The following is a 22,846-nucleotide window of genomic DNA, read 5'->3' on the forward strand; positions in this document are numbered from 1 at the left end:
TTAGGAAGTGGGTGGTTAAGAGAGTTTCGATCTTGCCACCAAGTGGGCAGGCTTTGGGTGAGTCAGAGTGGATCTTGAAAAGTTTTTCTTTATCATTTACTGCGTTAAAAATTTGAAGGAGGGTTAGATCTTTTGGCTCTTTCGCAAGACTCACTCCACCAACTCCAGCTACGATATTCACGAGTCCTGCAGCCTTTAGAGTACCGAGCAGGCGCCTAACTATGACTGGATTCGTGTTTATACTACCTGCTATAAATTCGCTCGTGACTTTTTCTTCTTTGAAAAAACAAGCTGCTAAAACTACATGGATCGCGGTTGAAAACTTAATCCCTACTTGCATGATCGTCCTTGAAATTTTTTCTGATTATACTTTAAATTTTTACTAAAAGCAGTTTATTTTTTAGTTTAGATTTGACAAGCCGGCTTTTTATGCCAGCTATGTCAAATCTATAATTTCATGCTCGCTCACTAACTGCTGTGAAGCGTTTTTGTATAAATTTTTTGTTTTTTAGCTCGTCTATGATCGCAAGCGCAAGGTCTGCATAGCTTATATAGCTCTCATTTTTTGAGTTTAAGATGAGATTATCTCCACCAAGCACGTATTTACCAGTACGAGCACCATTTGCGTCGTAGTCGCCTGCTGGGCTTACGTATGTCCAAAGCAAATCGCTCCTACCTTTTAGCTCAAAATAAGACTCCGCAGTCGCCTTTGCCACACCCATATATGCAGCCGGGAAGTCTGGTGTATCCATTAGCATAGTGTCTTTGCTATCAACAAATAACGTACCAGCGCCGCCAACTACGATGAGCCTTGTACTAGTGCCTTCTAGTAAATTTATAAGGTGAGTGGCCACTTTTTTGTGAAGCGCAAAGGTATCTGGCGTCCACGCTGCAAATGCACTGATCACTGCGTCAAAGCCAGCCAGATCAGTCTTTGTAAGCTCGAAAATATCTTTATAAACGACCTTTACGCTTTTGTTTTTATACTCTTTATTTCTAACGATCGCTGTGACATCGTAGCCTTGTTTTAAAGCCTCGTTCACCAAATTTACACCGCTTTTGCCGTTTGCACCTATGATTGCTATTTTCATTGTTTCTCCTTTAAATTTTACAGCCAGCTTGGCTTTACGTCATCAACTATCACGCCGTCGCTCATTGTGTATTGCTCTAGGCTACCGCGTTTTGTCTGGATGCAGATCATTTTGATGCCGTTTTTGCCAGCTTTAAAGCACCTTTTGCCATCTGGATCTATGCGCACCGCATCTCCTTTGCTTACTTTTAGCACCTCACCGTCGATGAAAAGCTCACCCTCACCCTCTAGGATGATGTAAAGCTCCTCGTTTTGCTTGTGCGCATGGACAAATGGCACGCTCACATTTGCTGGAAGCTCGTTTATAGATACCTCACAGCCGCTTAAATTTAAAGCCTCTTTTAGCTCGACTCTTGGCTCGTTTACGATCTTTGCAACCTGAAAATTTTTCATTTTGTTCTCCTTGTCTTTGTGTTGTAATATTTTTATTTACAACCGATGAGCGAAGTATAATAATTTTTAGTTGTAATGTCAATAGTTACAACAAAAATTTTTCAAAATTTATAAATTTTGGCTAGAATTCGCGAAAATTTTAGGATTAAATTTGCAAAATAACGCCTTTAAAACGCTAAAGAGCATAGCGACCGAGCACAACAAAAAGCTCATTTTGACCTTTGCTTTGGTGTTAGCAGAGAATGGACTTTTTCTGGCATACCCGATATTTGCGGGCTTTGCGATCAACGCAATCATGCAAGGAAACACGTTAAATGCCCTCATTTACGCACTTTTTGTGCTCATAGCGTGGCTTGTAGGAGCCATTAGGCGCCGCGTGGATACGCAAGTTTTTGCAAATATCTACGCAAAGCTTGCTGTAAATGTCATCATGAATGAAAAACAAAATGCCAAAGACGACTCCGCCATCATTGCTAGAGTAGCGCTCTCGCGAGAGTTTGTAAATTTCTTTGAGACGCATTTTCCTATGTTTTTTACATCGGTTATTTCGATCATCGGCTCAGCGTTTATGCTCATTTTTGTCGAGTCAAAGGTCGCTGTGGCGTGCTTTGTCGTGATGATCGTTTTTCTTATATTTTTACCAAGATATATCAAGAAAAATGACGACCTTTATCTTCGTTTAAATGACCGCCTAGAAAAAGAGGCAAAGGTGATAGGTGTTTTTAACAAAAGCACGCTAAATAGGCACTACGACGTCGTTTCTAAATTTCGTATAGCGATCTCAAACAGGGAGGCGATGAGCTATTTTATCATCGGCATTAGCGCTTCGCTGCTCTTTTTGGTGGCGATAATAGTGCTAAGCTCGCAGCAGACAAATGCCGGCCACATCTACTCTGTGATGACCTATATATGGAATTTCGTCATCAGTCTTGACGACTCGCCAAAGCTCATCGAGGAATTTTCAAATTTAAAAGATATTGGCAAGAGGATCGACGCCCAAAAGAAGGATAATGATGCACAACAAGAGCGTTCTTAGAAATTCGTTTTTTCTAATTTTCACGTTTATGGTGGTTGAAGCCGTTTTTGGCTTCGTTTCAAACTCGCTTGCGCTCATTAGCGACGCATTTCACATGCTCTCAGACGCTGCCGCGCTATTTTTGTCGCTAATAGCGTTTAAAATTTCAGAAAAAAGGGCAAATTTACAAAAGACTTTTGGCTACAAAAGGGTCGAGATCATCGCCGCTTTCATAAACGCCATCGCTCTTATCGCACTTGCTGTTTTTGTCGTAGTTGAAGCTATCATCAGGCTTTTTAACGAGCCAGAGATAGAGGCTGAAACGATGCTTTTTGTTAGTATTTTAGGGCTTGTGGTAAATTTGGTCGTGGCTATTTATATGCATAAAAGTGCTGATACAAAAGAAAATTTAAATATGAAAGGTGCTTATTTGCACGTGCTTGGCGATACGCTTGGCTCAGTTGGCGCCATCATTGCGGCGCTTCTTGTGATGAAATTTAACTTCACGCAGGCTGACAGCATCGCAAGTATCTTTGTCTCGCTACTCATCATAAAAAGTGGCGCTAGCTTGCTAAAAGATAGCTTTAATATCCTGATCGAAGCCGTGCCGCTTAAGCTTGATACGGATGAAATTTTAGGCGTTATAAAGAGCGTAGATGGCGTTAAAATCGTGCATGACTTGCATATATGGGCGATAAATGCTGGCACAAACGCGCTCATAGCCCACGTGGTGGTGGATGATGCGCTAAACGTGGCTGAAATTTCAAAGATGATAAAGCGCATCGAGCACGAGCTTTCTCACGTTGGCATCGGCCATGTCACGCTTCAGTTTGAGAGCGAGAACCTTGGACATAAAGACGATCTCATCTGCGAGCTAAAAAGCGCGCATAAAGACGAGCACTTTGGGCATCATCACTAAAATTTGACGGAAAAGGCTTAAATTTAATGTTTCGTGTAAGAAATGAATATCTAGTAGTCGTGGCTATGGGGTTGCTTTGTGTTTTTATTGATATAACCCATCTTATCGCAGTAAATTTTGTAGTAGCCTTGATTTGCGCTCTATTTTGTATGAAAAAGGATTATATATTTATTTTGTTGCTGGCGTTAAATTTTGCTCTGTATTTTAATGTCATAGATGCTCCGTTTGAACAACCAGAGCTTTGGACTTATCATGTGCCAGCGCTGGCAACTGCGACATACGGGCTTAGTACTTTAGTTTATGCTTCAGCTTTTTTAGCTTTTTTACCGCTTTTTGCTTATCTTTATTTTTTATATTCACTTTGCGTTGTGCTCTGCGCTTTGCGTAAAAGTTTAAGAGCTAAATTTGAGCTTTAAATTTAAGCCTTGCTAGCCTAGCAAACTCATTTTTACTCAACTTTAACGATTTTTTTTATAAAATCGCCTAAAATTTAACTAGGGATTTTATGAAAAACATTAGAAACTTTAGCATCATCGCTCACATCGACCACGGCAAAAGCACGCTTGCTGATCGCCTCATTCAGGAGTGTGGCGCTGTAAGCGACCGTGAGATGAGCTCGCAAATCATGGACACGATGGACATCGAAAAAGAGCGTGGCATCACGATCAAAGCCCAGTCTGTCCGCCTAAACTACGCACTAAATGGCGAAAATTTTGTTCTAAATTTGATAGACACCCCAGGACACGTTGATTTTAGCTATGAGGTGAGCCGTAGCCTAGCTAGCTGCGAGGGCGCACTGCTTGTCGTGGATGCTAGCCAGGGCGTGGAGGCGCAAACCATCGCAAACGTCTATATCGCACTTGAAAATAACCTAGAGATCATCCCAGTCATCAACAAGATCGACCTACCAGCGGCTGACCCTGCTAGGGTAAAAGACGAGATAGAGCATATCATCGGCCTTGACTGCTCAGGAGCGATCGAAGTGAGCGCAAAAACAGGCGTTGGCATAAAGGAGCTGCTTGAAGCGATCATCACGAGGATCCCAGCGCCAAATGGCGACGTAAGCAAGCCTACAAAGGCGCTAATCTACGATAGTTGGTTTGACAACTACCTCGGCGCACTTGCTCTTGTGCGTGTTTATGATGGTGAAATTTCAAAAAATGATGAAATTTTGGTCATGGGTACAGGCAAAAAACACATCGTGCTAGACCTCATGTATCCAAATCCTATAGCTCCGATCAAGACCAAAACGCTTAGCGCTGGCGAGGTTGGCATCGTGGTTTTGGGGCTTAAAAACGTTAGCGACGTGCAAGTTGGAGATACGATAACGCAGTCAAGAAATCCTCTAAAAGAGCCAGTTGGCGGCTTTGAGAGGGCTAAGCCGTTTGTTTTTGCGGGACTTTATCCAATAGAAACTGATAAATTTGAAGATCTGCGTGACGCGCTGGATAAGCTAAAGCTAAATGACAGCTCCATTAGCTACGAGCCAGAGACCTCGGTCGCACTTGGATTTGGCTTTAGGGTTGGCTTTTTAGGTCTTCTTCATATGGAGGTTGTCAAAGAGAGGCTGGAGCGTGAATTTGATCTTGATCTCATCGCCACAGCGCCAACTGTGACTTATGAAGTCATCCAAACTGATGGGTTAAATTTAAAAATTCAAAACCCAAGCCAGTTGCCGCCTGTAAATAAAATAGACTCAATCCTTGAACCATACGTGAAAGCGACTATAATCACGCCAAGCGAGTTTTTGGGCAACATCATCACGCTTTTAAACAATCGCCGCGGCATACAAACGAAGATGGACTACATCACGACTGACCGCGTTTTACTCGAGTATGATATACCGATGAATGAGATCGTGATGGACTTTTACGACAAGCTAAAGTCAAGCACTAAAGGCTACGCGAGCTTTGACTACGAGCCAAGCGACTACCGCGTGGGCGATCTAGTGAAGCTTGATGTCAAAGTAGCCGGCGAGACGGTCGATGCGCTCTCTATCATCGTGCCTGAGAGCAAGGCTCAGACAAAGGGCAGGGACTTCGTAAAGGCGATGAAAGAGATCGTGCCACGTCAACTCTTTGAAGTGGCGATACAAGCTAGCATCGGTAATAAAATAATCGCCCGAGAAACCGTAAAATCAATGGGTAAAAACGTCACAGCCAAGTGCTACGGCGGCGATATCACGCGTAAGAGGAAGTTGCTTGAAAAGCAAAAAGAGGGTAAGAAGAGGATGAAGGCCATTGGTAAGGTGAATTTGCCGCAGGAGGCGTTTTTATCCGTCCTAAAAATAGACTAATGTGTTGTCTCGCTTTGTCATACTTCGTTGTGTCTAAAATTTACTCGGTCATTACCTGCCATGGTAACTCCCGTCGTAAATTTTATCCACGCCTTGTCTGACTTTGCGATACTGCCGCATTTGGGAGCTTGTTTGGTGGATAGGTTTTGATTAAAATTTAAGTGCTAAATTTACAAAAAGGAGTGCTATGCCGTTTGTGAAAATTTGCGTGACAAAAGAGGGTGATAGCCCAAGTGTGGAGCAAAAAGAGAAGATGATAAGCGGAGTTACAAAGCTAATAAGCGAAATTTTAGGTAGAAGCGCTCAAAATACCGTTGTCATTATCGATGAGGTCGATACAAACAACTACGGCATCGCTGGCGAGAGTGTGAAAAATCTCCGCAAAAAACAAAAAGAGCAAAAGGAAGTGAAATGCTAAGAGCGACATTATTAGCAGTTTTTGCAGCCGTCTTTCTAACTGGCTGCGTGGCAAAAGCTAGCCTTTGTCTATCGTGCGAGGGCATAGACGGCGTGCAAAGTGCAAGCATAAGTAGCGAAGATAAGACCTATTTTGAAGAGGTTATGAGGATCCCAGCTGACTGCAGCGCTTGTAGGGGCAGGGGCGATGGCGTCTTTATAAATGGCGTCAAGTATAGAAGCGACGTGGCGATAAACTGCTGCTTAGAAAAAAATATGATCGATATAAACGTTGGGCTAAAGAAGGTCTATTTTCATAGGATCGTGGATGCTAGAAGCAGCGCAAGGTCGATTTACTACACAAGAGAAGATGGTAGTGGCGTAGTCTTTAACTCAAATCCACGCCTTGAAGTGCTCTTTTATATGTTTTTAAAACGTGAGCTAAATTCGCGTGGCATCGTTGTCGTGGATACGCAAACATCGCCTTATACATATAGGCTTGATTTTAGATTTGACGAGCTTAGAGGCACTTACTCTAGAAGCTCTGAAATTTTAAACGGACATCTATACGGCGAGCTTGTGCTTTCAGATATAAATTTCAAAAAACGAATTCCTATCTCGACTAGACACCACGTGGAGGAGCTTGAGGCGTCAAAAAGCGGTCAGTTTGACTTCTTTATCGCGCTTTTAGTCAAGCAAGCCGCCATAAAAGTGGCTGATGAGATCACTAAACTTTGAAAGGAAAAATATGAGTAAATTTAAATTTCTAGCTATCTTTGGACTTTTTGTCCTATTTTTGAGCGGTTGTGCGCCTACTCAGACGGTGCTTGCGTTTGATCCTTATAAGGCTATCGTTTCAAATCAACAAAGCAGTGGTTTTGAGGTTTATATAAGTGCAGTGCATGACAGTCGCAAAAACAAAAGCACTATAGCAACTATAACAGATGGCAAGGGCACTGTGGATGAATACGTCGTGCTTCAAAATGACCTTGCGACCTATTTTGGTGACTCTCTTAAAAAAGAGCTTATAGCTCATGGCGCAAATGTAAATGGTATGGGTGGCGTCGTGGTTGAAGTTTTCATAAACGAATTTGAAGCAAATATGAGCGGATATAACAGCGACAACACAAAGGGCAAGATAAAGATCACTCTTAAAATCCAAAAAGGTGATCAAAGCATCATCAAAAATATCTCAAACAACCAAACCAAATTTGAGCTAGTTCGCACTGGCGGAGCATTTAAATCATTTTTAACTGAGATCATAAATGATGCTATCAAACGCACTGCAATTGCTATTTTAAATAGCTAATGTTTTGTGCGTTTTGCAAGAGCTTTACGCTAAATACGTTTTGTAAAATTTGCTCACAAATTTTAAGCGAGCCAAGCCCGATAGTAAGAGAACTAGAGGGCTTTAAAATTTATAGCTTTTACGGCTACTCTGAAATAAAAGAACTCATCCACTCCAAGCACCAAATGCACGGATATTTTATATATAAAAACTTAGCTAAATTTGCATTTAATCAATTTGCTAAAAGCTTTAGCTTACTGGAGAAAGTCTATGCTCTGCCGATAGATGATAGAGTGCATTACGGCTATTCGCATACGGCTATTTTGGCAAATGCACTAAGGGCTAAAAATCTAAAGCCCATATTTCACGCACTGCAGGCAACCAGCAATATTAGCTATAGTGGCAAGGATTTGCAATTTAGACAAAATAACCCAAGAAATTTTAAAATCCTAAAAAAGATCACTGCGCCAGTTATTTTGGTAGATGATATCGTAACCACTGGCACAACGATACTTGAGGCTAAAAACACTCTAGAAAAAGCTGGCGTAAAAGTACTTTTTGCTCTAGTTTTGGCTGACGCTAAATATTAGATTTTTAATTTTTTGCTCAAGCCTTTTTAGTAAAAATTTATCAACCTCCAGCAGCAGAGGCAAATCAGGTAAAAGCGATAAAATTACAAATAAAGCATTGTTCCAAGGCGAATCATATTTGAGCCACATTTTATCGCTAGCTCGAAGTCACTACTCATGCCCATCGAGCAGATAGTTGCACCTTTTGGCTTTAGGCTCTCATAAATTTTATAAGTTAGTTCAAAGCTCTTTTGAATCTCTTTTGGCTCATCCACATGCGCTCCAATACTCATCACGCCTTTTAGATTGATATTTTTGCACTCGCTTTGGATACGCTCATAAATTTCTGCCGCATTTGCTACGCTTACACCTTGCTTTGTATCCTCATCAGCCGAGTTTATCTGAAGCAAGGTATCAAGCTTGTAGCTGAGTCTTTTATCGACCTCTATGGCTCTTTCAAAGCTATCGCAACTTTGCCAAAGTGTGGGTTTTAGGCTTATCATTTGATTTATTTTGTTATTTTGCAATCGGCCGATCATATGCCATTTTATATCAGCAAAATTTTGCAGTTCTAGCTTTTTTTTGGCTAACTCTTGGACTCTATTTTCACCAAAATTTCTTTGCCCTTGTGCGTAAAGCTCTCTTACTTCAGCGCTTGTGACATTTTTACTAACGGCGATTAGTGTCACATCTTTGCTTAAATTTTCTATCTTTTCTAACAGCTCTTTTAAAACTATCATCATAAACCTCCGCTTAATCTCATAATATCATTAAAGGTTGCAAGCATCATTATACCAAGCAGTAGCGCCCAGCCGCAGTAAGTAAGCGTTGTAAGTACTCGCTCATTTACCTCGCGTCTAAAAATTAGCTCATATAGGTTAAAAAGTATGTGCCCGCCATCAAGTGCAGGGATTGGGAATAAATTTAAAACGCCTAAATTTACTGAGATTAAAGCGACGATCGTCAAAAGTACGCCAAGACTTATTTTTGCGGCTTTTGAAGTGACATCAGCGATCTGTACGATGCCACCGACCTCTTTTAGCGGCACAGCTCCACTTACTAGTTTGGTAAAGCTTTTAAAGATTAGTTTTGATGCCTCGATCGTCTCACTAAAGGCAAAATTTATGCCTGCAAGACCAGTGTGGTAAATTTTTATCACTTCGCCATTTGGAGAGATCCCGATTAATGGGCGCTGTACCTTTTCATTAAATAGATTTATCGTCTCGCCTATCTTTGGTGTTAAATTTATAGTCATTTGCGAGCCGTTGCGATCTATCAAAATGGTGCTTGGCTCAAGCTTTACATTTTTACTGATCTCGTCCCACTCACTTATTTTTACTCCATTTATTGCTAAAATTTTATCATTTTTAGCTAGTCCAGCGCTCGCAGCTGCCGAGCCTTCAGCTATGTGTCCAACGCTTGGCGCAAGTCTCTCAACACCGATAAATCCAAGCAAAATGTAGATAAAAAAGGCCAAGATAAAGTTAAAAAATGGTCCTGCAAAAAGGATATAAATTCGCTTTAGTGGGCTTAGCACGTTGTAGCTATCACGGTCGTAGTTTTTGGCCTTTGGGTCGGTGTCGTCTTGACCTTTTAGCTGCACGTATCCACCAAGTGGGATCGCGCTTAGGCAGTAGTCGGTGCCGCCAACGTTTTTGGTGTAAATTTTCTCGCCAAAGCCGATGCTAAAGGTGTTTATCTTTACGCCAAGCGTTCTTGCTACCAAAAAGTGGCCAAGCTCGTGAAAAAATATGAGAAAACTTATGGCTAAAACAGTCACTAAAAAATAAAACGAATACGCATAAAGCCCAAGGCAAAGTAGGGCTAGCGTGAAGAGAATACCTTTCAAAACTTACCTTTTTTTGAAAAATTGATGAGATTTTAGCCAAAATTTATAAATTTACTCTCAAACGGCATTAAGTTAAAAATTTCTTTTAGCTAGGAGAAATTTTTTACTTGATTTTACTTATTTTGAAAATGAAGATTTGATTATTTATATAAATTTTTGCAAGTAAAAACTTTGGGTCTTACGAGCGAAAGAAATTTTAGCTCTTTTTCATCGCCTTTATATAGGCAAAGATATACTCAAATCCAGAATAAAGTGTAAGCGCAACAGCTATCCATAGCAAAAGTCCTCCGCCAGGCCAGCTCATCAGTAAAAATCCAACCGCAAACATCTGCGAGACTGTTTTTACCTTGCCAGCCATTGATGCAGCGACTTCGACACCGTCACTTGCCATCACGACACGAAAGCCAGTTATAAAAAATTCCCTCACCAAGATGAGATAAACAGCCCAAGCGCTCGCTCTGCCAAGCATCATGAGACCTAAAAATGCAGCAAGAATTAGCATCTTGTCTGCTAACGGATCAAGGATCGCTCCAAGTTTGGTTTTTTGATCCCAGCTTCTGGCGATGTAGCCGTCAAAAAAGTCAGTCACAGAGGCGATCACAAAAATAAGAGCTGCGAAGTAGTTTATCCAACTTATGTGAATTTGTGTAAAAATTTCTGGCGCATTTACGAGCATAAAAAACATAAGCGGAGCCAGAAGTATCCTAAAAAATGCCAATGCGTTTGGTAAATTTAAACTCACAAATATGCCTTTATGCTTAAAATTTCAATCTTCTCATTTAAAAGTCGTGCCACCATCTATTATGAATGTATGTCCAGTCACCCAGCTAGCCTTAGATGAGCACAAAAATAGACATGCTCCGGCTAGATCAGTCGGCTGTCCCATGCGGTTTAGTGGGCTAAGCTTTGCTGTCATATCACGCACCTCTTCGTAGTTGGTAAAGGCTCTTAGTGCGTCTGTTTCGATAGGGCCGCCACTTACGACATTTACGCGGATATTTTTCTCGCCAAGCTCAGTCGCAGCGTATCTTGCCATGGCTTCAACGGCTGCTTTTGCTGTGCCGTGACCTGCGTAGTTTTCGATATAGACTAAATTTCCAGTTGATGATAGGCTGATGATGCTGCCGCCACCCACTTTTTCCATGCGTTTAGCAGCTTCTTGAGTGCCTACAACAAAGGCATTTACGGTTGCTGTGAAGATATTGTTTATGCCTCTTGGTTTTAGCTTCATAAATTTAGTGTATCCACCAGCTACTGCGCGACCTGAGATGATAGCATTTGAGATGAAAAAATCAATCCTATCAAAATCCTCGTCTATCTTTAAAAATAGCTCTTTGTAAGTCTCTGGTTCGAGAATATTTAGCGCGTAAGCTCTGGCTTTTATCTTATAAGTAGCCTCAAGTTCTTTTGCCTGCTCTTTTGCAAGCTCTTCGTTTGAGTTATAGGTAAATGCTATATTTACACCAGCTTTTGCAAATTCTTCGACTATGGCTCTGCCGATGCCTCTAGTGCCGCCACTGATGACTAGTGTTTTACCTTTAAATTCGTTTAGTGTGTCCTTCATTAAAATCCCTTTATTTCGTAATTTTTAATAACTTCTTCTATCTTTTTAAAATTTTCTTTACTTGGTTTGCAAAGCGGTAAGCGATACTCTAAAGAGTCGATGAGTCCAGCTAGATACATCGCTGCTTTGATCGGTATCGGATTGCTTTCGCAAAAGAGTGTTTTATTTATCGTGTATAGATTATCGTTTATTAGTTTTGCTTTTTTGTACTCTTCGTTCATTGCAAGGTGCGTAAGCTCTGAAATTTGATCTGGTAAGAGGTTTGCAGTAACTGAGATAACGCCTTTGCCGCCATTTGATATGATAGGATAGTTGATCGCATCTTCACCGCTGATGACTACTAAATTTGGCTCGTGAGCCAGTAGATCGACGCATCTATCGATGCTGCCTGTTGCTTCTTTGATACCGTAGATATTTTTACACTCTTTAAAGAGTCTAAAAACAGTCGCTGGCAAGATATCCACGCCAACTCTGCCAGGAACATTGTAAAGAAGCACAGGGATTTCAATGCTATTTGCAATGGCTTTGTAATGCTCATAAAGCCCTTCTTGTGTTGGTTTGTTGTAATAAGGTGCAACAGAGAGGATGCCATCAGCACCATGAGCTTGGGCAAATTTAGCGATACCAATAGCCTCGTGAGTCGCGTTGCTGCCAGCTCCAGCTAGTACTTTTACATTTGTGCCTTTACACGCATCTACGGCTATTTCGATACAAATTCTATGCTCATCATGCGTTAGTGTTGCACTCTCACCAGTAGTTCCAACTGGCACAACGACATCTATGCCGTGTTTTATCTGTCTTTTTATTAGTTTTTCAAAACTGACTTCATCTACTTTTTGATTTTTAAATGGCGTAATGAGTGCGGTCATCGCACCTTGAAGCGAATTTTCCACGTTTATTCCTTTTTTAATATTATTGTTGTGCTGGTTTTTTCATTAAAATATCTATTTGCTATCTCTTTTAAAAGCTTGGCATCTATCTTATCGATATTTTTTTCAAGCTCGTAAAGTGGCTTTATGTCGCCTCTAGCAAGGTATGAGCCATATAAATTTGCAACCTTGCTTGCACTCTCAAATGAGTAAATAAAATCAGTTTTTATCAAATTCTTAACTCTTAAAACATCATCTTTATCGATTGGCTTATTTTTTAAATCATCTATGATCTTTAAAATTTCAGCCTCAACCACGTTTGCTTCGACATCTGGGTTGCAAACTGCTAAAAATATAAATAAATTTTCATCAACACAGCTCATGTTGTAAGCATAAATTTGATTTACAAGCATGAGCTCATCGACTAGGCGCTGCTGTAAGATAGAGCTTTTGCCAGTGGTTAAATATTCGCTTATCGCATTTAGCCCCACTTGATCAGCGTGTCTGAAGTCTGGGATCTTATAAGCGATAGCTAGCATTTGTGTTTGGCTATCTTTATAGATGATAGCTCTTTTTGCGCCGTCTTGCTCAGGCTCTTTGCAGTGTAGTTTTGGTATAGCTCTTTTGTTTTTTATGCTGCTAAAGTTTTTTTTAGCTAGCTTAAATGCCTCATCCTTGCCGATGTCGCCACTTATCATTAAAATGGCATTTTTGGGCTGATAAAAAGTGGCATGAAATTCTTTTATGTCGGAGATATTCCAGTTTTCGATATCTTTTATAAAGCCTATCGGAGTCCAGTGATATGGGTGGTAGATAAATGCGTGGTTGTAGAGCCTAAAGTAGAGGTATCCCATAGGGTTGTTGTCTGTTCGCCATCTGCGCTCTTCATGCACCACGTCTCGCTCTGGCTGAAATTCTTTGTCTTTCAGGCTTAAATTTTTCATAAGCTCAGCAAAAAGACCAAGCGTTTTGTCTAAATTTTCATTTGAGGCTTTTATGAAGTAGTGAGTGTAGTCAAAGCCTGTACTTGCGTTATTTACGCCACCAAAGCCTTTTACTATTTCGTCAAATTCACCAGCTCGTAAATTTTTGGTTGATTTGAAATTTAGATGCTCTAACATGTGAGCGATGCCGCTTTTGCCCATCACTTCGTTTCTTGATCCAACTTTATAAAAGACATCGACGCTTATCACTTTTGAGCCCGGATTTACTGGTACGTGATAAATTTCTAGTCCGTTTTCTAGTTTTGCTTTATTAAATTTTATCAATCTTTTGCCTTTTATTTTTTAACATCTATGCCGACCGCTTCGCTAATAGAGGCAAAGCCATCTCTTTTTAAAAGTTCTAAAATTTCTAAATTTATATCTCTTGCGATCATTGGCCCTTTAAAGATAAAGCTTGTAAAAATTTGCACTAAATTTGCTCCCATTTTTATGCGCTCATATGCCTCTGCACCACTATCTATGCCGCCGCATGCGATAAGTGTCGTCTTACCATAAAGCTCGTCTGCAACGGCTTTAAAGATCTCTTTTGACTTTTTAGCGATCACCTTACCACTTAGTCCGCCAAAATCCTTTAAATTTGATGAGTGAGAGAGCGAGTAATCAACGCTTGTATTTGAAACAAGCACGCCACTAGCACCGTTTTCTACCGCACAGCTGCAAAGCTTGATCGCATCTTCGTGACTCATATCAGGAGCGATTTTAAAGATGATTGGTTTTTTAGTAAGTGGCAAAATGACGCTAAAAAGCTCTTTTATAAAGCTCTCATCTTGCAATGCTCTTAAATTTGGCGTGTTTGGCGATGAGACATTTATGACAAAGGTGTCGCAAATTTCGATAAATTCTCTTACTAAAATTTCATAGTCTTTTATTGCATCTTCGTTTGGTGTGACCTTGTTTTTACCGATATTTGCCCAGATAGGTAAAGTATAAGGATAAAGTTTTTTGACTCTATTTTTAATAGCCTCGCAACCATCGTTGTTAAAGCCCATCGCATTTTGGATGCTCTCTTCGTCTACGAGCCTAAAAAGCCTTGGTTTGTCGTTGCCAGGTTGAGGTTTTGGAGTAAATGTGCCAAATTCTAAATACCCAAATCCAAGAGCTGTGAGAGCTTCAAACATTGTGGCATTTTTATCAAAGCCACCAGCTATGCCAACTGGATTGTGATAAGTGCTTGAGAATAAATTTTGTTTTAGCGCATTGTCATCGACCACGCACTTATTTGCTACAAAGCTTAATGATCCTGGAAAAATTTTATTTGCTCCGATCATTGCAAGTTCTGCGATTTTATGGGCAGTTTCAGGATCGAATTTAAAAAATATAGATTTTAAAGTTTCGTAGTTTAAGCTCATTTTAACCTCTTTAAAATGCCTAAAAATTTGTGCAAATCTTAGCAAAAATCGCCTTAAACTAAGGCTTTGCCTTTAAGTTTTGCATAAATTTCATTTCTCTTGCTAAGCTCTTCATCGCTTCCAATATCAACTATCTTTCCACCACTTAAAACCGCGATCTTATCAGCACTCTCAACCGTGCTTAGACGGTGAGCGATGACAAAGATGATTTTCTTGCTTCTTAGATTGTTTATAGCCTTTGTGATCTCTTTTTCACTCTCGTTATCAAGCGCTGAAGTGGCTTCGTCAAAGATAAGAATTTGTGGGTTTTGATAAAGCGCTCTTGCTATTGCTATGCGTTGTCTTTGACCGCCTGAAAGGTTTGTGCCAAATTCATTTAAGATAGAGTGGATACCATCATCTAGTTTGCTCACAAACTCATAGGCATTTGCCATTTTTAGTGCATTTATCACGGCTTCTTCGTCAAATTCTCTGCCGTAAGCCACGTTTTTAGCGATTGTATCGTTAAAGATATAGACACGCTGTGTGACAAGACCGATGTTTTGGCGAAGTGAGTGGATTTTGATATCTTTTAAATTTGTCTCATTTATTAAAATTTCTCCGCTATTTACGTCGTAAAATCTCATAAGTAGATTCATGAGCGATGTTTTTCCGCCACCACTTGAGCCAACAAGGGCTATAAATTCTGACTTATTTGCCTCTAAATTTATCCCTCTTAAAACTTCTTTTTCACCGTAGTTTAGACATACGTTGTTAAATTTGATAAGTTTTATCTCTTCGCTTATCTCTTTTTCGCCATCTTTTATCTCGCTTACTTTATCCATCAAGAAAAAGGTTCTCTCGCTTGCGGCGATCGCATCTTGCATCTTGTTATAAATATTTACTATGCGTTTTAGCGGAGTATAGAGCATAAAAAGTGCAGTTAAAAACGAAAAGAAAGCACCCATGTTTATGTTGCCATCGATGACATCTTTGCCACCCACGATGATAACGGCTGCAACTCCGATAGAGCCTATCGTCTCCATTAGCGGACTTACTAGTTGCTCAATTTTTACGGTTTTGAGATTTAGTTTAAAAAATTTATTATTTTCATCAACAAAGCGTGAATGCTCGTATTTTTGGGCATTGTTTGCCTTTATTATCTCGATATTTGTAAAAATTTCACTCAAAGCTGAAGTGATATCGGATGTCTTTTCTTGCGACTGCTTTGAAATTTTTTTCATCTTTTTTGCAAGACGAGAAATCGGATAAATCGCTATTGGCATAACTACAAGTGCAAAAAATGCTAGCTTTGGGCTTTGATATATGACTACACAAAGTAGGCCAATGATCGTTATAAATTCCCTTGCAAATTCAGGTATCATACTCGAAACTATCGATCTTATGCGGTCGATGTCGTTTGTGGTTCTACTTATTAGCTCGCCTGTTCGAAAATCATTAAAAAATTTCATATCCAAAGTTAGTAAATTTTCGACCATCTTCTCACGAAATCTTCTAATTGTATCTTGCCCGATATATGCCGTAAAATAGGCCTGCATAAAAGTTCCAACATTTTTTAACACATAAATAGCAATGATCGCACATGGTAACAAATAAAGCAGTGTTTCGTTTTTTTCAACGAAAATTTTATTAAGTACAGGCTCCACTAGATACGCACTGACTGCTGTTCCGCCACTTGCGAGAGCCATGCTGATGAAGGCTAGGATAAAGTATGGAATGTAGTCTTTAAAATATGGACCAAAGCGTTTTAGCACATCTTTTAAGCCAAAGTTATTCATTATTTTTCTCCCAAACTGCGCCATTTGGCGTATCCATGATAGAGATATTTAGGCTGGAAAGCTCATCTCTTATCTCATCAGCTCTTGCAAAATTTTTCTCTTTTTTAGCTACCGCGCGCTCATCAAGTAGTCTTTTTATCTGCTCTTTTTGCTCGTCGCTTACACCAAACTGAAAATACTCAACATAATTTGTGCTAGCAATGCCTAAAATTTCGCCCATCAGCTCTAGAGTTGCCACTACTTCGGCCTTATATGCTTTATCTTTTGGGTTATTATCAAGTCTTTCATTTGCCGTTTTTACAAACTCATCAACGCTTGCAAGTGCTTTTGAAGCATTTAGATCGTCGCTTAGTGCTTCAAGTAGCTCATTTTTAAAGCTCTCATTTGCTGTCCCTGCTTGCACACCGTCAACTCTTTTTTTAAGGCGATAAATTTTATCAAGTCTCTTTTTTGAAGCCACTAAATCTTCATCTGAATAATTAAAATGAGCCCTGTAATGGCTTGTAAGTAGATAAAATCTAAGCACTTCACCATGAACGTTTTTTAGGGCGTCCTTTACGAAAAAGCTGTTATTTAGGCTCTTGCTCATCTTTTCGTTATTTACTTTTATAAAGCCATTGTGCATCCAGTATTTGCTCAAATTTTTATGATAAGCGCATCTGCACTGGCTTGCTTCATTTTCGTGGTGCGGAAAGAGTAGGTCGATGCCTCCAGCGTGGATATCGATCTCAAATTTATCATTTTCTTTGTCGCTTAAAAACTCCCTTATCATCGCCACGCACTCGGTGTGCCAGCCAGGGCGACCCTTGCCAAATGGGCTTTCATACCATTTTTCATCAAATTTCCAAAGCACGAAGTCTTTTTCATCTCTTTTCTCGCCAAAACTTGCCACGCGCGCGATTAGATCAGTGTTATTGTCCTTGCCGCTAATGCTAAAATAGCCACTATCCTTGCTCGTATCAAAGTAAATTCCATCGCTCGTCTTATACGCCACACCTCTATCCATAAGCACTTTGATGTAGCTAATGATCGCCTCCAAACACTGCGTAGCCTTTGGCTTAAAGTCTGGATCAAGCACGTTTAAAGCGTTCATATCGCTCTCATAATGCGCTATATATTTGTTTGTGATCTCCTCTAGGCTTTGGCCAGTTTGCGCCATTTTATTTAAAATTTTATCGTCGATATCGGTGTAGTTTCTTGCAAATTTGACCTTGTAGCCAAGCGCTTTTAAGACCCTTCTTAAAAGATCAAAGCTAACGGCTGATTTTGCATGTCCCAAATGCGCATCGTCATAGACCGTTGGTCCGCACAGATAGATGCTAACTTCACCATCTTTAATAGGGCTAAACTCAACCTTTTCTCTTTTGGAAGTATCAAAAATTCGCATTAAATATATCCTTTAAAAATGTTAAACCAAAATAGAGCAAAACCGCAAAGAGTGCGATAGCGGCTATAAATTTAGGCTCGATTATAGCTAAAAATCGCTTAGCTCCAAAGGCTCTAACGTATAAAATAAGCTGTAAAAATCCTCCAAGCGAGCTTGCAAATGCAAGGCCAGCAGCTCCAAATTTCTGCATCAAAATGACTGCTAGGATCAAATTTATCACAAGGCAGATGATAGAAATTTTAGCTGCCTCTTTTTGCTTCATATTTGCATAGAGCCAAAGTGAGAAAATTTTAGCCAGACCAAATGGCGTAAGCCCCACCAAATAGGCACTTAGCACCTTGGCGCACTCAATGGTGTTGGCCCTTACGAAATTTCCTCTCTCAAACAAGAGCCAAATGATAAATTCGCTCATCACTACGCCTGTGATCGTGGCTGCTAGCAGGGCGCAAAGAAGCAAGTAAAAGCTCTTTTTCGTCCAAACTAGGGCGTTTGCCTCGTCTTTTTGCTTTAAAAGTCTAGTGATCTTTGGAAATAGTGCTTGAGAGAGCGCGATCGCAAAGATAGCAAGCGGAAGCTGAAAAATTCTATTTGCATAAAAGAGATAGCTTATCGAGCCGCTTACCAAAAAGCTAGCTAGCCAAGTGTCCATAAATGCGCTTATCTGCATAGCACTTGAGCCAAGTAAGCCGTGGTAGAAATTTATAAAAAAGCCTTTGCTGCTAGCTTTTTTGCCTTTAAAATATCCGCTTAGACCGCCCCAGAAAATTTTATTTAAGGCGTTAAATTTCATAGCGATTAGATGCACCAAAACTTGCAATATACCGCCTGCAACGACGCCAAAGCTAAGATAAAGTGCGACCACACTCTCACTCTTGCCAAGAGCCAAAAGTAGCGATGCGATCATGGCTAAATTTAGCAGTGCTGTAGAAAACGCTGTTGTCGCAAAGTGCCCTTTATACTGAAGTAGCGCGCCCATGAAAGTGACGATATAAACAAGAGCTAGATAGTAGAAATTTATACGCACAAGTGGCACTGCATCGGTTATGTTTTGCTCGCTTAAACCGCTTGCGATGATCTTTATAAAGTAGGGCGTAAATAAATTTACAAGAAGCGTTAATGCGCCTATGAAAAGTAAAAATTTGATGAAAATTTCAGCCTGAAAGATCGCTTTTTTCTTGCTATTTGCAAAATTTGGCAAAAATGCCTGAGTAAAGGCGCCCTCGCCAAAGATGCGGCGAAATAAATTTGGTATCTTAAATGCTATAAAAAAGAGGTCGCTAAATATGCCAGCACCAAGGATAGAAGCCGTTAAAAGATCTCTTATAAGCCCTAAAATCCTTGAAGTCATGATACCAACTGAGTTTGAAAAAAAACCTTTTATAAACATCGTTCACCTAAATTAAATTTGAAAACGCAATAGTAACAAAAGATGCTTTAAAGCTTACATAACCCAAATTTAATAAAATTTTGGCGATAATAAGAGCCAAATTTTATGTGAAATGGATCAATTTTGAGCGAGAACGTGCAAGAAAACGAGAGATTTTTACCGCCAACGCAAATTCAAACTTCAACACCTTATATATCGCTTAAAGAACTAAGCAAACAACACAGCGTACCGGTAGAATTTATAGATTTTAAAATTTTAGACATTTTGACTTATTATAAAAATAAAGATAATGAAGAGTCAGTTTTTGTCCCTGAAGAAAATTTAAACTTTTTTGATGATAATGCTTTTTATCTTGACGAGACACTAGAGATCGAGCAGGTCTATGACGTGGAATTTTTTGATGTTAGGCTAAATGCTGTGCCAAAGCTTCCAAAGATAGAAATCGGTGTAAATTCAACAGTTACAAAAGTAGTCGCAAAGGTAAAAGCCACAAAAGATTGTGAATACGAACAGCATTACGAAGATAAACTTTTTGAATATATCGCCAAACAGCTTATGAAAGCTCAAATTTTAATAGGTATAAGGATCGGCAAACTAAAAGATGAGTTAAAACAAATCGCCTCAGTTGTGCATGTAAAGGGCGAACTTGATAAAGACTACATACTAAACATAACACAAGGTATAAATCCAAAAAAAGCTACCGATGCAAAGATACTTTACTACTACAAAGATAAACTTGATGCAATAAAAGAGGAAGATAAGATTGATTACGCTGATAGAGGTTTTGTTTTTGGTGTAGCACAAGATGAAGTGATAATGGAAGAGAAAAAGTCTCACGAGGGACAAAATGGCCGTGATGCGAGAGGTAAATTATTAGCAGTAGAAAAGCCAAAAGAAGATACTGGCAAAGAGATAAGTATAAGCGAAAATATAGAGAGAGTAGAAAATGACGATAGCATAATATACATCGCTAAAAAATCAGGATATGTAGTTGAGAAAAATGGTTCATTTGACATTGAAGAGCGTATAGAGATAAATGAAGCAAATTTTAAAACAACTGGCTCTATTCAAGCAGGCACTGATACAAATGTGACTTTGGTGGTTAGAGAAACTGATACTATAAAAGACGCCATCGGCACTGGCATCATCGTGGAGGCTGACGAGATCGAGGTAAAAGGAAACGTCGGTGCAAATGCGATGGTTAAAGCAAATGAAGTAATAATCGGCGGTCAAACACACCAAAAGGCTAAAATTTATGCAAAGAATGCAAAAATTTCTATCCATATCGGTAAGGTTGAAGCTGAAAATGTCGAGATAGATAGGCTAGAAGGCGGAAATGTCGTAGCAAAAAGAGTTAAGATAAATAGCGTCGTTGGTGGATCTATAACCGCTCAAAATATCCAAATAAATACGCTTGGCTCAAACTGCACTATCACAGCTTCACACTTAATAGACGTAAGATATTTAAGAGGCACTGACAATAAATTTATAATCGATACCAGTAAAATGCCTGAGAGTGCTGAGGCTACGCAAGAGCAATTAAATAAGATCGAATATACAAAAGCAGAGCTTGCCTCTCTTCTAAAAAATATTGAAACAAAGAAAAATGTCATAAATGAAAATAAAGACTCGATTTATACCATAAAAGCAAAGGTAGAAGAGCTCTCAAAAGCTAAAGTGATACCGCCAGTTACCTTTATGAAAAAGCTAAAAGAGTATCAAGGTCTAGTCAATGAATACAACACTTTGCTAAAAATTTTTAAAGATAAAAAAGAGTTGCTAGCTACTCTAAAGGATGAGCTTGAGATCATGCAAAATGGAATATTTTCTGCAAAAGTGATAAATAGAGGCAACTGGGTTGAATTAAATGAGATTAGATTTGTTATCGTTGATCCTCCACAAAATGTCACTTATATCTCAAAGCAAAATGAAACCGCACATGCTATTACTTTGGAGAAGATCGGCGATGGCGATGAGGCTGAGTATAAGATCAAAAAGTCAAATAAATTAGAAGACTACACAGATACAAATTTTTAAGAATAAAAGGTTAAATGATGATAAAAGCGATCGAAGGTGTCGTCAGCAAAAAAGATCCCGCATTTGTGATACTTAAAACAAATAGCGGCGTAAGCTATGGAATTTTTATCTCGCTTTTTTGCTCAGCCAAGCTTAGCAAGGGCGAAAAAGTCGAGCTTACCATAACACAGATCATAAGAGAGGACGCAAATTTACTCTATGGCTTTTTGGATGCAAATGAGCAAAAGATGTTTGAGATGCTTATTAAATTAAATGGTATCGGAGCTAGCACGGCTATGGCAGTTTGCTCAAGTCTTAGCTCACAGGCATTTACAAATGCCATAATAAGCGGCGATGCAGATACCTTTAAAAGTGTGCCAGGTATCGGACCAAAGACTGCTAGACGCATCATAGCTGAGCTAAGCGACGCAAAACTAATAAGTGATGAGAGCGTGCCAAGCTACCAAAACGAAGCGCTTTTGGCACTTGAAGCGCTTGGCTTTAAACGTGAGAAGATAGTGAAAATTTTGCCTGAGTGTAAGAGTGAAAATACAAGTGATCTTATAAAAGAAGCATTAAAGAAATTAGGATAAGGATTAGAAAGATGAATTTAGGTGTGATATTTGGAGCAAAGAGCTATGAACATGAGATAAGCATAGTTAGTGCGATAGTTTTAAAAAATGTCCTAAAACAAGAGCTAAAATTTATATTTTGCGACGCAAATAGAGACTTTTATCTTATCGAGCAAAAAGATATGAGAGCAAATTTCTTTAGCTCTGGTAAATACAAAAACTCAAAGAAGCTATCTTTGGCAAAGGGCGGCTTTTACGTGCACTCTCTTTTTGGCGATAAAAAAGTAGAGTGTGATGTCATTATAAATTTGATCCATGGCATGGACGGCGAAGATGGCAAGATAGCAGCACTTTTTGACTTTTACGGCATAAAATATATAGGTCCAAGGCTTGAAGTAAGCGCGCTTAGCTACAACAAAGAGCTTACTAAATTTCTAGCACAAAAAGCTGGTGTAAAGGCGCTTGACTATGAGATACTAACTCGTGAGAGCCAGCCAAAATTTCACTATCCTATTATCTTAAAGCCAGCAAGACTTGGAAGTAGCATCGGCGTAAATATAGTGCATGACGCCAGCGAGCTAACTTATGCAAAAGACGTGGCATTTGAGTTTGATAAAGATGTGCTTGTCGAGCCTTTTATAAAAGGAGTAAAAGAGTACAACCTTGCAGGCTGTAAGATAGATGGAAAGATAAAATTTTCTATCATAGAAGAGCCAAAAAAGAAAGAATTTCTTGACTACGAGCAAAAGTATCTTAGCTTTTCAAATGAAAACAAGGTAAAAGAGGCTGAAATTTCTGAGGAGCTAAAACAAAAGCTTAAATTTAACTTTTCAAAAATTTATGATTGCGGTTTTGACGGAGCGATCATTAGATGCGACTTCTTTGTGATAGATGATGAGGTCTATCTAAATGAGATAAATCCAAATCCAGGAAGCCTTGCAAACTATCTATTTGAGGATTTTGAGAGCACTTTAAATGCTCTTGCAAACTCACTTCCAAGAGAGCGTAATATAAAGATCGATTATAGCTTCATAAACTCGATCACTTCAGTAAAAGGTCGCGGAAAAATTTAGGCCATTTAGTAGATTATAAAGTAGTTTGTGAT

24 protein-coding genes are annotated in these 22,846 nt (G+C 39.4%); 11 read left to right on the plus strand and 13 right to left on the minus strand.

The features are described from left to right. The 3 genes from CVT13_RS00005 to CVT13_RS00015 form a co-directional block, all read right to left on the minus strand. On the minus strand, positions 1-340 hold a 340-nt coding region (locus CVT13_RS00005), incomplete at its 3' end, for an Rrf2 family transcriptional regulator (protein WP_107811146.1). Between the two features lie 115 nt (positions 341-455). After that, on the minus strand, positions 456-1,091 hold the full coding sequence (locus CVT13_RS00010) for an NAD(P)-dependent oxidoreductase (RefSeq protein ID WP_107811147.1): 636 nt from the start codon (positions 1,089-1,091) through the stop codon (positions 456-458). Between the two features lie 17 nt (positions 1,092-1,108). Beyond that, the gene (locus CVT13_RS00015; RefSeq protein ID WP_107811148.1) at positions 1,109-1,483 is read right to left on the minus strand and encodes a cupin domain-containing protein; all 375 of its coding nucleotides are present in this window, start codon (positions 1,481-1,483) and stop codon (positions 1,109-1,111) included. A 151-nt stretch (positions 1,484-1,634) separates the two neighbouring features. Here CVT13_RS00015 and CVT13_RS00020 point away from each other — a divergent pair, with 151 nt between their 5' ends. The 8 genes from CVT13_RS00020 (at position 1,635) to CVT13_RS00055 (ending at position 7,987) form a co-directional block, all read left to right on the plus strand. Continuing rightward, positions 1,635-2,519 carry an ABC transporter six-transmembrane domain-containing protein gene (locus tag CVT13_RS00020; RefSeq protein ID WP_107811149.1) on the plus strand — a complete coding sequence of 295 codons (885 nt, stop codon included), beginning with the start codon at positions 1,635-1,637 and terminating at the stop codon, positions 2,517-2,519. After that, positions 2,497-3,417 (plus strand): cation diffusion facilitator family transporter, encoded by a 921-nt coding sequence (locus CVT13_RS00025; RefSeq protein WP_107811150.1) that lies wholly within the window; start codon positions 2,497-2,499, stop codon positions 3,415-3,417. Before CVT13_RS00020 ends, CVT13_RS00025 begins: the two co-directional genes overlap by 23 nt. Before the next feature lie 26 nt (positions 3,418-3,443). After that, entirely contained in the window at positions 3,444-3,833 is a 390-nt protein-coding gene (locus tag CVT13_RS00030) for a transporter (RefSeq protein ID WP_107811151.1), read from the plus strand. 89 nt (positions 3,834-3,922) lie between these two features. After that, on the plus strand, positions 3,923-5,713 hold the full coding sequence (gene lepA, locus CVT13_RS00035; protein WP_107811152.1) for a translation elongation factor 4: 1,791 nt from the start codon (positions 3,923-3,925) through the stop codon (positions 5,711-5,713). 187 nt (positions 5,714-5,900) lie between these two features. Continuing rightward, complete coding sequence (locus CVT13_RS00040; protein ID WP_021084375.1) at positions 5,901-6,131, plus strand: 2-hydroxymuconate tautomerase family protein; 231 nt, start codon at positions 5,901-5,903, stop codon at positions 6,129-6,131. Continuing rightward, positions 6,125-6,847, plus strand: coding sequence for a hypothetical protein (locus CVT13_RS00045; protein WP_103580764.1), 723 nt, complete (start codon positions 6,125-6,127; stop codon positions 6,845-6,847). Before CVT13_RS00040 ends, CVT13_RS00045 begins: the two co-directional genes overlap by 7 nt. 10 nt (positions 6,848-6,857) lie before the next feature. Beyond that, on the plus strand, positions 6,858-7,418 hold the full coding sequence (locus CVT13_RS00050; RefSeq protein ID WP_107811153.1) for a YajG family lipoprotein: 561 nt from the start codon (positions 6,858-6,860) through the stop codon (positions 7,416-7,418). Continuing rightward, the gene (locus CVT13_RS00055) at positions 7,418-7,987 is read left to right on the plus strand and encodes a ComF family protein (RefSeq protein WP_107811154.1); all 570 of its coding nucleotides are present in this window, start codon (positions 7,418-7,420) and stop codon (positions 7,985-7,987) included. The genes CVT13_RS00050 and CVT13_RS00055 overlap by 1 nt, the downstream gene beginning before the upstream one ends. An 83-nt stretch (positions 7,988-8,070) precedes the next feature. On the opposite strand, the gene CVT13_RS00060 is transcribed toward CVT13_RS00055, so the two are convergent. From CVT13_RS00060 to murJ, 10 genes are all read right to left on the minus strand, one after another. Then, positions 8,071-8,709: a YggS family pyridoxal phosphate-dependent enzyme gene (locus CVT13_RS00060; RefSeq protein ID WP_199907258.1), complete on the minus strand. Its 639-nt coding sequence runs from the start codon at positions 8,707-8,709 to the stop codon at positions 8,071-8,073. Further along, the gene (gene rseP, locus CVT13_RS00065; protein ID WP_107811155.1) at positions 8,706-9,815 is read right to left on the minus strand and encodes an RIP metalloprotease RseP; all 1,110 of its coding nucleotides are present in this window, start codon (positions 9,813-9,815) and stop codon (positions 8,706-8,708) included. The genes CVT13_RS00060 and rseP overlap by 4 nt, the downstream gene beginning before the upstream one ends. A gap of 196 nt (positions 9,816-10,011) precedes the next feature. After that, positions 10,012-10,557 carry a CDP-diacylglycerol--glycerol-3-phosphate 3-phosphatidyltransferase gene (gene pgsA, locus CVT13_RS00070; protein ID WP_107811156.1) on the minus strand — a complete coding sequence of 182 codons (546 nt, stop codon included), beginning with the start codon at positions 10,555-10,557 and terminating at the stop codon, positions 10,012-10,014. Positions 10,558-10,590: 33 nt separating this feature from the next. Beyond that, entirely contained in the window at positions 10,591-11,379 is a 789-nt protein-coding gene (locus CVT13_RS00075; RefSeq protein WP_054196728.1) for an enoyl-ACP reductase, read from the minus strand. Further along, a complete protein-coding gene (dapA, locus tag CVT13_RS00080) occupies positions 11,379-12,248 on the minus strand; it encodes a 4-hydroxy-tetrahydrodipicolinate synthase (protein ID WP_054197407.1) in 870 nt (289 codons plus the stop codon). The genes CVT13_RS00075 and dapA overlap by 1 nt, the downstream gene beginning before the upstream one ends. 26 nt (positions 12,249-12,274) lie before the next feature. After that, complete coding sequence (locus CVT13_RS00085) at positions 12,275-13,516, minus strand: M16 family metallopeptidase (RefSeq protein WP_107811157.1); 1,242 nt, start codon at positions 13,514-13,516, stop codon at positions 12,275-12,277. 11 nt (positions 13,517-13,527) lie between these two features. Then, positions 13,528-14,601, minus strand: coding sequence for a quinone-dependent dihydroorotate dehydrogenase (locus CVT13_RS00090; RefSeq protein ID WP_107811453.1), 1,074 nt, complete (start codon positions 14,599-14,601; stop codon positions 13,528-13,530). A 53-nt stretch (positions 14,602-14,654) separates the two neighbouring features. Next, complete coding sequence (locus CVT13_RS00095) at positions 14,655-16,379, minus strand: ABC transporter ATP-binding protein (protein WP_107811158.1); 1,725 nt, start codon at positions 16,377-16,379, stop codon at positions 14,655-14,657. Next, positions 16,372-17,766, minus strand: a complete 1,395-nt coding sequence (gene cysS, locus CVT13_RS00100; protein WP_107811159.1) for a cysteine--tRNA ligase — start codon at positions 17,764-17,766, stop codon at positions 16,372-16,374. Before cysS ends, CVT13_RS00095 begins: the two co-directional genes overlap by 8 nt. Next, positions 17,753-19,153, minus strand: a complete 1,401-nt coding sequence (murJ, locus tag CVT13_RS00105; RefSeq protein ID WP_107811160.1) for a murein biosynthesis integral membrane protein MurJ — start codon at positions 19,151-19,153, stop codon at positions 17,753-17,755. The genes cysS and murJ overlap by 14 nt, the downstream gene beginning before the upstream one ends. 123 nt (positions 19,154-19,276) lie before the next feature. On the opposite strand from murJ, the gene CVT13_RS00110 reads away from it, so the two are divergent. Genes CVT13_RS00110 through CVT13_RS00120 form a run of 3 tightly spaced genes read left to right on the plus strand, consistent with a single transcriptional unit; the run spans position 19,277 to position 22,814 of the window. After that, complete coding sequence (locus CVT13_RS00110) at positions 19,277-21,190, plus strand: flagellar assembly protein A (protein WP_107811161.1); 1,914 nt, start codon at positions 19,277-19,279, stop codon at positions 21,188-21,190. A gap of 17 nt (positions 21,191-21,207) precedes the next feature. Beyond that, complete coding sequence (ruvA, locus tag CVT13_RS00115) at positions 21,208-21,762, plus strand: Holliday junction branch migration protein RuvA (RefSeq protein ID WP_107811162.1); 555 nt, start codon at positions 21,208-21,210, stop codon at positions 21,760-21,762. 11 nt (positions 21,763-21,773) lie between these two features. Beyond that, positions 21,774-22,814, plus strand: coding sequence for a D-alanine--D-alanine ligase (locus CVT13_RS00120; RefSeq protein WP_107811163.1), 1,041 nt, complete (start codon positions 21,774-21,776; stop codon positions 22,812-22,814). The last annotated feature ends 32 nt before the right edge of the window (positions 22,815-22,846 follow it).

The organism is Campylobacter concisus (assembly GCF_003049085.1).
GTDB classification, from domain to species: Bacteria; Campylobacterota; Campylobacteria; order Campylobacterales; family Campylobacteraceae; genus Campylobacter_A; species Campylobacter_A concisus_H.